This window comes from Thiocapsa sp. C2-2m, from assembly GCF_041903745.1.
GTDB lineage: Bacteria > Pseudomonadota > Gammaproteobacteria > Chromatiales > Chromatiaceae > Thiocapsa > Thiocapsa roseilacustris.
The window spans coordinates 1-8,938 of record NZ_JBBWVD010000074.1 but is presented as its reverse complement, the minus strand read 5'-3'; the positions used below and the strand labels follow the sequence as shown (position 1 = coordinate 8,938).

General features: G+C 63.7%; 10 protein-coding genes. 2 read left to right on the top strand and 8 right to left on the bottom strand.

Features of this window, described 5'->3' with window-relative positions; translation table 11 throughout:
- Positions 1-578: 578 nt before the first annotated feature.
- The 6 genes from ihfB to AADX97_RS27940 form a co-directional block, all read right to left on the bottom strand.
- Complete coding sequence (ihfB, locus tag AADX97_RS27965) at positions 579-920, bottom strand: integration host factor subunit beta (RefSeq protein WP_374236209.1); 342 nt, start codon at positions 918-920, stop codon at positions 579-581.
- Between the two features lie 89 nt (positions 921-1,009).
- The gene (rpsA, locus tag AADX97_RS27960) at positions 1,010-2,689 is read right to left on the bottom strand and encodes a 30S ribosomal protein S1 (protein WP_374236210.1); all 1,680 of its coding nucleotides are present in this window, start codon (positions 2,687-2,689) and stop codon (positions 1,010-1,012) included.
- 138 nt (positions 2,690-2,827) lie between these two features.
- On the bottom strand, positions 2,828-3,499 hold the full coding sequence (cmk, locus tag AADX97_RS27955) for a (d)CMP kinase (RefSeq protein ID WP_374236211.1): 672 nt from the start codon (positions 3,497-3,499) through the stop codon (positions 2,828-2,830).
- 4 nt (positions 3,500-3,503) lie between these two features.
- Positions 3,504-4,874, bottom strand: a complete 1,371-nt coding sequence (gene aroA / locus AADX97_RS27950; RefSeq protein ID WP_374236212.1) for a 3-phosphoshikimate 1-carboxyvinyltransferase — start codon at positions 4,872-4,874, stop codon at positions 3,504-3,506.
- 423 nt (positions 4,875-5,297) lie between these two features.
- Positions 5,298-5,720 carry a PIN domain-containing protein gene (locus AADX97_RS27945; protein WP_374236213.1) on the bottom strand — a complete coding sequence of 141 codons (423 nt, stop codon included), beginning with the start codon at positions 5,718-5,720 and terminating at the stop codon, positions 5,298-5,300.
- 1 nt (position 5,721) lies between these two features.
- Positions 5,722-5,952: a type II toxin-antitoxin system Phd/YefM family antitoxin gene (locus AADX97_RS27940; protein ID WP_374236273.1), complete on the bottom strand. Its 231-nt coding sequence runs from the start codon at positions 5,950-5,952 to the stop codon at positions 5,722-5,724.
- Between the two features lie 413 nt (positions 5,953-6,365).
- On the opposite strand from AADX97_RS27940, the gene yhbY reads away from it, so the two are divergent.
- Positions 6,366-6,668: a ribosome assembly RNA-binding protein YhbY gene (gene yhbY, locus AADX97_RS27935; RefSeq protein WP_093031173.1), complete on the top strand. Its 303-nt coding sequence runs from the start codon at positions 6,366-6,368 to the stop codon at positions 6,666-6,668.
- A gap of 192 nt (positions 6,669-6,860) precedes the next feature.
- Here yhbY and AADX97_RS27930 read toward each other — a convergent pair whose 3' ends face one another.
- Together AADX97_RS27930 and AADX97_RS27925 are read right to left on the bottom strand one after the other, a co-directional pair.
- Positions 6,861-7,820: a DUF368 domain-containing protein gene (locus AADX97_RS27930; RefSeq protein ID WP_374236214.1), complete on the bottom strand. Its 960-nt coding sequence runs from the start codon at positions 7,818-7,820 to the stop codon at positions 6,861-6,863.
- A 278-nt stretch (positions 7,821-8,098) separates the two neighbouring features.
- On the bottom strand, positions 8,099-8,578 hold the full coding sequence (locus AADX97_RS27925) for a protein YgfX (RefSeq protein ID WP_374236215.1): 480 nt from the start codon (positions 8,576-8,578) through the stop codon (positions 8,099-8,101).
- A 259-nt stretch (positions 8,579-8,837) separates the two neighbouring features.
- On the opposite strand from AADX97_RS27925, the gene AADX97_RS27920 reads away from it, so the two are divergent.
- Positions 8,838-8,938 (top strand): YhbY family RNA-binding protein (locus AADX97_RS27920; protein ID WP_374239352.1); only part of this gene is annotated, 101 nt, incomplete at its 3' end.

Here is an 8,938-nt window from a genome sequence, read left to right as displayed (position 1 = left end):
TCCCCGGGCGAATTAGGACCGTAGGTTGTGCCGAGCCGTGCGAGGCACAACCAACCGTCGGCGCATGTTGTGCTTCCTGCCGTCAGCACAACCTACGGGGATCGAATGTCCCGGAAAAAGGTGTAGGTTGGGCAAAGCGCAGCGTGCCCAACGGCTCCCCGGGCGAATTAGGACCGTAGGTTGTGCCGAGCCGTGCGAGGCACAACCAACCGTCGGCGCATGTTGTGCTTCCTGCCGTCAGCACAACCTACGGGGATCGAATGTCCCGGAAAAAGGCGTAGGTTGGGCAAAGCGCAGCGTGCCCAACGGCTCCCCGGGCGATTTAGGACCGTAGGTTGTGCCGAGCCGTGCGAGGCACAACCAACCGTCGGCGCATGTTGTGCTTCCTGCCGTCAGCACAACCTACGGTGATCGAATGTCCCGGAAAAAGGCGTAGTTGGGCAAAGCGCAGCGTGCCCAACGGCTCCCCGGGCGAATTAATTCACCCCTACAGTCACGCGCTTCGAGCATGGCGTTCATAGGGCGGGAGGTGCAGGACCGAGAGGGCACCGCGGAAAGCGGTGCCCGATGTGAATGTATCAGCGAGAGGCCGCAACGCGTGGAACGCGCTCTTCTTCCTGCGTGCCCAGCTCCTCTTGAAACGCTTGATTGACGCGGTCCCTGAGCTCCTTGCCGGGCTTGAAATGGGGGACATGCTTCCCGGCCAGGGCGACCGAGTCACCGGTCTTCGGGTTACGCCCGATCCGGGGCGGCCGGTAGTGCAACGAAAAGCTTCCGAAACCTCGGATCTCGATCCGCTCGCCGGTGGCAAGCGCGGTGCTCATGCGATCGAGGGTCTTGCGTACCGCCTCCTCCACGTCTTTATAGGGAAGGTGGTCTTGTGCCGCCGCCAGAACGTCGATCAGCTCGGATTTGGTCATGGTGTCGACTCCTGGAAAAGGAGAAGGGGCCCGCAATACGGGCCCCGCCTAGAGAGACATCACACGAGAGACATCGCGAAGGGTTGGTATCAGCCCCCGCGCTGCGCCTCTTCCATCTGCTCTTTGAGGAGATCGCCGAGGGTCGTCGCCGTGGATGGATCGCGCGAGTAGCCCTTGATGGCCGCCTGCTCTTCCTCGACGTCCTTCGCCTTCATGGAGAGCGAAAGGGTGCGGTTCTTGCGGTCGACGCCCAGGAACTTGGCCTCGATCGCCTCGCCGGCCTTCAGAACGGCACGTGCATCCTCGATGCGGTCGCGCGAGATCTCGGACGCACGCAGATAGCCTTCCACACCGTCCGCCAGGGCGATGGTTGCACCCTTGGGGTCGACATCCAGGATGACGCCGGTGACGACGCTGCCCTTCTCGTGCAGGGCCACGAAGCTGGAGAAGGGATCCTTGTCCAACTGCTTGACACCCAGGGAGATGCGCTCGCGCTCCGGATCGACCGACAGCACGACGGTTTCCAGCTCGTCGCCCTTCTTATAGCGACGCAGGGCCTGCTCGCCGGCCTCGTCCCAGGAGATGTCGGACAGATGCACCAGACCGTCGATGCCGCCGTCCAGACCGATGAAGATGCCGAAGTCCGTGATGGACTTGATCTTGCCGGAGACGTGATCGCCCTTCTTGTGGGTGACCGCGAACTCGTCCCAGGGGTTCATGGCGCATTGCTTGATGCCGAGCGAGATGCGGCGACGCTCCTCGTCGATATCCAGCACCATGACCTCGACCTCGTCGCCGAGTGCCACGACCTTGCTCGGATGGATGTTCTTGTTGGTCCAATCCATCTCGGAGACGTGGACCAGACCCTCGACACCCTCTTCGATCTCGACGAAGCAACCGTAGTCGGCGATGTTGGTGACCTTGCCGAAGACACGCGTGCTCTCGGGATAACGGCGCGAGATGTTGACCCAGGGGTCCTCGCCCATCTGCTTGAGGCCCAACGAAACGCGTTGACGATCGCGGTCGAATTTGAGCACCTTGACGGTGACCTCGTCGCCGATCTCAACCACCTCGGACGGATGCTTGACGCGACGCCAGGCCATGTCCGTGATGTGCAGCAGACCGTCGATGCCGCCCAGATCCAGGAAGGCGCCGTAGTCGGTCAGGTTCTTGACGATACCCTTGACCTCCATGCCCTCTTCCAGGTTCTTCAGCAGGGTATCGCGCTCGGCGCTGTATTCCTCTTCCACCACCGCGCGGCGGGAGACGACGACATTGTTGCGCTTGCGGTCGAGCTTGATGACCTTGAATTCCTGCTCCTTGCCTTCGAGGTAGGTGGTGTCGCGCACCGGGCGCACATCCACCAAGGAACCCGGCAGGAAGGCGCGAACGGTGCCAAGATCGACGGTGAAGCCGCCCTTGACCTTGCCGTTGATCATGCCCTTGACGGTATCGGCAGCCTCGAACGCCTTCTCGAGATGATCCCATGCGGCGAACCGCTTTGCCTTCTCGCGCGAGAGACGGGTCACGCCGAAGCCGTCCTCGACCGCGTCCAAGGCGACCTCGACCTCGTCGCCGATCGCGACCTCGAGCTGGCCATCCGGGCCGATGAATTGAATTCTGGGGATCACGCCCTCGGACTTGAGCCCGGCATTGATCACAACGTTGTCGGAGGTGATCTCGATCACGGTTCCGATGACGATGGTGCCCGGCTGCAGTTGGGTGGTGCTCAGACTTTGTTCAAAGAGTTCGGCAAAGCTTTCGGTCATAAGATGAAATTATCCTGAGAACGGCGCGCTGACCCGTCCCATCCGGGACGAGGGGTATGAATGAGATGAAAAGATCGGCGCATTCGGCGCCGACCCGACCGGTTCGACAGAGGCCCCGTTGGACGGACTGTCGATGTCTTAGGGGACCAGCTCCGGAAAGACGCGCCTCACCTCTTTCAGGACCCGATCGAGCACTTCTTCGATGGACATCGCGGTGGAATCCACGATCACCGCATCCTCCGCAGCACACAATGGCGCCACGCTGCGACCGCGATCACGCGCGTCGCGCGCCCGGATGTCGTCTACAAGGTCGGGGAGGTTAGCATCCAACCCCTTTCCTTTCAACTGTTTATACCGGCGATCCGCACGCACCTCGGCGCTGGCGTCGAGAAAGATCTTCAACGGGGCCAGCGGGAAGACGATCGTGCCCATGTCGCGCCCGTCGGCGACCAGTCCCGGCGGGCATGCCATGGCGCGTTGGCGCTGCAGCAAGGCATCGCGCACCGGCGGATGCACGGCGACACGCGAGGCCGCCATCCCTGCCTGCTCGGTGCGGATCGCCTCGCTCACGTCTTCGTCTTCCAGGAGCACCCGGCCCGAGACGAAGGCGACCGGCAAGTCGGCCGCGACCTCGGCGAGCGCCTCGGCGTCGTCGAGCGCAACCCCGCGGCGCTCCGCGGCCAGACCGAGCACGCGATAGAGCGCGCCGCTGTCCAGACAACGCCAGCCGAGTCGGTCGGACAACAGCTCGGCAATCGTGCCCTTGCCCGTTCCGGACGGACCGTCGATGGTGATGACCGGGACCGACATGGCGTCAGCCCCGCGCCGCTTGGATGCCCAAGCCGGCGGCTGCAGCCAGCTCGACGAACCCGGGGAATGAGGTCTCGACGTTGGCGCAATCCCGAATCGCGACCGGGCCGCTCGCGCGCAAGGCCGCGATGGCGAAGGACATGGCGATCCGATGGTCGCCCTGAGCATCAATCCAGGGCGCATCGATCCAGGGCGCATCGATTGCGGGCGCATCCGGACCGCCCGTCGAGCCCAGCGCCCCGCCGTGGATGCGCATCCCGTCCGGCAGCGGCTCGGCGCACACCCCGAGCTTGGCCAGACCGTCGGCCATCACCTGGATGCGATCGCTCTCCTTCACCCGCAGCTCCTCGGCGCCGGTGAGGACGGTCTCGCCCTCGGCGCAGGCCGCGGCGATGAAGAGGACCGGCAGCTCGTCGATCGCCAGCGGCACCTGATCGACCGGGATACGGATCCCGCGCAGACGCGCATGACGCACCCGGATATCCGCCACCGGCTCGCCGCCGGCCGTGCGCCGATCCATCAGCTCGATATCACCGCCCATGCCGCGCAGGATGTTGATGACGCCGACCCGCGTCGGATTGATCCCGACCCCCTCGAGGACCAGATCCGAGCCCGGCGCGATACTGGCGCCGACCAGAAAGAAGGCCGCCGATGAGATGTCGGCGGGTATCGTCAACCGACAGCCGGTCAGCCGTCCGCCGCCGGTCAGGCAGACCTTGGCCGCACGACGCCGAACCGAGTAGCCGAAGGCGGTGAGCATGCGCTCGGTATGATCGCGCGTCGGCGCAGGCTCGGTCACGCAGGTCTCGCCCTCGGCATAGAGGCCCGCCAGCAAGAGGCTCGACTTCACCTGCGCACTCGCCACCGGCATGACATAGTCGAGACCCGTCAAACGCGCGACCGGCGTGAGATCGAGCGGCGCCGTACCGCCCTCGGTCGCGTCGATCCGTGCACCCATCCGCGCCAAGGGCTCGGTGACGCGCCGCATCGGGCGCTTGGACAGAGAGGCATCGCCGACCAGGGTCACCGGGAACGCCTGACCGGCCAAGAGACCCGAGAGCAACCGCATCGAGGTCCCCGAGTTACCCATGTCGAGCGGACCGTCGGGGGCCTGAAGGCCGCGCGTCCCGACACCCTGCACGCGCACCTCGCCGCCGTCGGGCCCGTCGATCCGCACGCCCATCCGCCGAAAGGCGTTCAAGGTCGCCAAGGCATCCGCGCCCTCGAGGAAACCGCTGATGCGGGTCTCCCCCTCTGCGATCGCGGCCAGCATGATCGAGCGATGCGAGATCGACTTGTCGCCCGGCACGCGCAGGCGCCCGCGCAAGGTGCCGCCCGGCGCGACCAGGTAGCGGGTATCCGAAGGCTGTGCCAAGTGCTCTCCCGCGCGACTGCGCCCGGACGCTGAAAAGCCCGCTATGTTAGTCCTGCAGGCGGAGTGGGTAAACTGCGGAATCCGTGATCCGAGTGCAAGGGTTCAGAAATTCCGAGCAGCCGGCCTCGATCATCGTTTCGGCCACATCGGCAGTGAACAGGTCGCCGACCGCGCCCGCCCGGGTCCGCCGACTTCAGTCGGCACCCGGGGAGGCGGACTTCAGTCCGCCGTGCGGGCACGCTCGGGCGACTAAAGTCGCCCGTACCCAAGGAGCCGACTGAAGTCGGCGTACCCGGGAGCCGACTGAAGTCGGCGCACCCGGGTGCCGACTGAAGTCGGCGGACCCGGGCGGGGAACCCATGATGCCTGGACGAAAGCATGACCAAGGCCGAGCAGCCGGAGGGCTCGGCATCTCGATCGGCGTCAGGGCCTCCCGCCGGCCCCGCCTGACCTTAGCCAATTCTCGACAGCCAAGCCCGATACACGGTTGAATTCATCTTCATTGTCTGTCACCAACACTGCCCCCAAGGCCAAGCCCTGCGCAGCGATCCAGTAATCATTGGCGCCGATCGGCGTGCCTTGACGCTCCAGGTCAGCCCGGATCGCGGCGTAATGCCGACTCACGCGATCATCCAACGCCACCAGCTCGAGCGTTGCCACGACGCCCTGCAAGCGCGCCGCATTCTTTTCGCGCTGTGCACTTTTCTCGACCCCCAGCTCAAGCTCGCCAAGCACCACGGGGGAAAGTACCAGCGCACTCAGCGGGGTTGCTTCGAGCCGCTGCCGCACGGTCTCGACGCCCTTCATGGCCGCGATAAAGATGTTGGTGTCGAGCAGATAACGCATCCTACAGGGTCTCGACCGATTCCGGCGGCGAGTCGGCCGGCGGGGCCAGGTCGATGTCGTCTCCCTGTAACCAGAGAGGCCTGAAGGCATCGGCGGCAGAGCGAGAGACATCGGGTACCAAGCGCGCGACCACTCGGCCGCGGCGCATGATCGCGATCGTCTCACCGGCTTCCACCGCGGCTAATAATGCTGAAAATTTCGATTTGGCTTCGACCACTTGTACGCTACGCATGTTGAGCCCCAAGATATGACCATGTGGTCATTTTATGTCGGCGGTCGAGTTTCCGCAATCCGATTCAGGGCTTGGGCGCCGGGCGTACCGAGGGCGGTCCCCTCCAATCTTCTCGCCGGCGAGCCACCGGAGGTGAAATCGCCTACGTCACACGTCGGATGTACGTTGAGCACCGAATCTAATCGTTGTCGTTGTCGTTGTCGTTGTCGTTGTCGTTGTCGTTGCCGATTACGATTACGATTACGATTACGATTACGATTACGATTACGACAACGACCGGGGTATCCTCTCATCGAGTTGTCTGAATTATTTTTGAACCGCTCCTAAGCCTTGCGCACGGTGTAGCATTCCGCCGACGAGCCGGGCGCTGGCCGCGGCTATTGAAAGGCATCCATTCCGTCATCAGGACCACCATGTCGATTACCGAAAAACAAAAACGCTGGCTGAAGAAGCAATCACACCACCTGAAACCTGTCGTCACGCTCGGACAGCACGGGCTCACGGAGGCCGTGCTCGCCGAGATCGAGCTGGCGTTGAGCCACCATGAGCTGCTGAAGGTAAAGGTCAATGCCGGCGATCGCGAAGAGCGCGACGCCGCGATCGCCCTGATCGGCGAACGCACCGAGGCCGTCCTGGTCGGGCGCATCGGTCATGTGGCGTCCTTCTATCGTGCCAATCCCGAAAAGCGCGATCCGATCCTGCTTCCGAACCTCTGAGGCATCCCTCGCGGGGCTGGATCGTTGTCGTTGTCGTCGTCGTTGTTGTCGTCGTCGTAATCGGAGCACCGATGCAGTTCGGCCATGAGCAACTCGATGTCTACCGGGTTTCGGTCCATTACGTGGCTTGGGCGTACGAAATCGGCAAGCGTTTGAAATCACCTCACCCGACCCTCGGCGCTGCGCCGAGACTCAATCGGTCCGCGGTCCGAAGTGGTCGAATGCATAGACGAGGAGGAAGCCCAGCACACAGGTCAAGACCGCGCCGAGGACCAGGGGGTCGCCCTCGTAGCCGGAGGGCAGGACGTTGACCTCGGAGAGGATCTTCTCGGGCGTGAGTCCGTCGGCGGCCATCACGACTTGGCCCGCACTGTCCCGCAGCCAGTCCTCGGCGTTGCGCCAGGGATAGACCTTGTTGAGCGAGCCGACCAGGAACCCGGTCAGGGTGGCGAGGGTGAGGCTCCTGTAGCGCTTGAAGGTCCATGAGAGCAGGCGCGACATGGTCATGACCCCGGCCAAACAGCCCAGGGCGAAGACGCTCAGGATGAGGAGCTTGTCCAGCGAGAAGTCCACCAGCAGACCCTTGAGGGTGTCGTGGATGATGAACTGATACATCCCCAGCACCAAGAGCATGAAGCTGCCGGAGATGCCCGGCAGCATCAGCGCGGAGATGGCGATGGCGCCGCAGACAAAGACGAACCAGAGCGCCTCGTTGCCGCTCGCGGGCGTGAGCGTGGTGATCGCGTAGGCTACGACCGCGCCGAGGACGAAGAGCCCCACCTCGCCGGCACGCCATTGCGGGATGCGCCGGACCATGAAGAGGATCGAGGCGAGGATCAGCCCGAAGAAGAAGGCCCAAATCAGCGGCGGGTAATGCTCGAGCATCCAGGAGACGCCGAAGACGCCGACCAGGATGCCCATCGCCATACCAGCCAGGAGGAGCGCCAGGAAGCCCCCGTCGACCGCCCGCCAAATGCCGTCGAGCCCTTCGCGGCGATGCACCCCGATCAGCCCCGGACCGAACGCCTTCACGGCATCGAGCAGACGCTCGTAGATGCCGGTAATGAAGGCGATGGTCCCGCCGGACACCCCCGGGATCACCTCCGCGATACCCATGGCACTACCCTTCAGGATCAGGCTCAAGCGCGACATCGTTTGTCCTCAAATGATCAAATGAAGTGAGTCGAAGCGAACGCGTACGGGATCGACCCGGGCGCGCCGAAGGCGTCCATCGGGGAGCGCCGTCGCCCCGCGTTGCGCCGGGATGCGGCGATCGGCACTCACGCGCCTCGGCACGGCCGCAATCGCCGGCCTTCATCTTCTCATCCGAGACGCAAATCCGGAAGCGAGCACACGCGACCGGGCGGCCCGTAGGGTGGACGAGCGAGAGCGAAGTCCTCCGGGATTATTAGGGACAGACCACGGTTACTTCATTCGTTCCTTCTTTCGATTAAACGTGGTCCGTCCCTGGTTATTCCCTCGATACGGAGCCGCTGACGCAGGCGGCGCAGCTGATCCGGATCGAGCGCGTCGGCGAAGATCGGGAGTGTGCCGCGACCTAGGAGGCCGAGACGGAAGCTCAACACGACGAGCGGAAGGGTGATGAAGGTGGCCGGACTGAGGCGCGCCTCGCGCTCGGCGCCGGAGACGAATCGGATCCGCCAAGTCCCGTCCGGCTCCCAGAGGGCAGAACGGATGGACCAAGGCGCACGCCGCAGGACATCGACGTAGCCGATGTAAAGCGCGCTGATCGTGACCGGAATCAAGAGAATCAACCATAGCGGACTGTCGCCGAGCAGAGTGATCACCGCCGCCGCCGCCGCGAGATGAGTCACCCCGACGAACCCGGCGAACCGCCGGGAGAACCCGGGGCGAATCAGGAGTGGCGGACGTTCGCGGTGAGAGCCCATCGCTAGAGCCGGAGAGTAAGGAACGGTTCAAGAATAAGTAAAACAACTCAACGAGAGAATTTCTTTGCCATGGTTGTCGCTGTCGTTGTCGTTGTCGTTCTCAATTACGATTACGACAACGACCGGGGTATCCTCTCATCGAGTTGTCTGAATTATTTTTGAACCGCTCCTAAGCCTTGCGCACGGTGGAGCATTCCGCCGACGAGCCGGGCGCTGGCCGCGGCTATTGAAAGGCATCCATTCCGTCATCAGGACCACCATGTCGATTACCGAAAAACAAACACGCTGGCTGAAGAAGCAATCACACCACCTGAAACCTGTCGTCACGCTCGGACAGCACGGGCTCACGGAGGCCGTGCT

Coding starts and splice junctions, on each gene's coding strand:
- AADX97_RS27925 (WP_374236215.1), bottom strand. CDS start 8,578: ATGGGCTCTCACCGCGAACGTCCGCCACTCCTGATTCGCCCCGGGTTC.
- rpsA (WP_374236210.1), bottom strand. CDS start 2,689: ATGACCGAAAGCTTTGCCGAACTCTTTGAACAAAGTCTGAGCACCACC.
- yhbY (WP_093031173.1), top strand. CDS start 6,366: ATGTCGATTACCGAAAAACAAAAACGCTGGCTGAAGAAGCAATCACAC.
- cmk (WP_374236211.1), bottom strand. CDS start 3,499: ATGTCGGTCCCGGTCATCACCATCGACGGTCCGTCCGGAACGGGCAAG.
- AADX97_RS27930 (WP_374236214.1), bottom strand. CDS start 7,820: ATGTCGCGCTTGAGCCTGATCCTGAAGGGTAGTGCCATGGGTATCGCG.
- ihfB (WP_374236209.1), bottom strand. CDS start 920: ATGACCAAATCCGAGCTGATCGACGTTCTGGCGGCGGCACAAGACCAC.
- AADX97_RS27940 (WP_374236273.1), bottom strand. CDS start 5,952: ATGCGTAGCGTACAAGTGGTCGAAGCCAAATCGAAATTTTCAGCATTA.
- AADX97_RS27945 (WP_374236213.1), bottom strand. CDS start 5,720: ATGCGTTATCTGCTCGACACCAACATCTTTATCGCGGCCATGAAGGGC.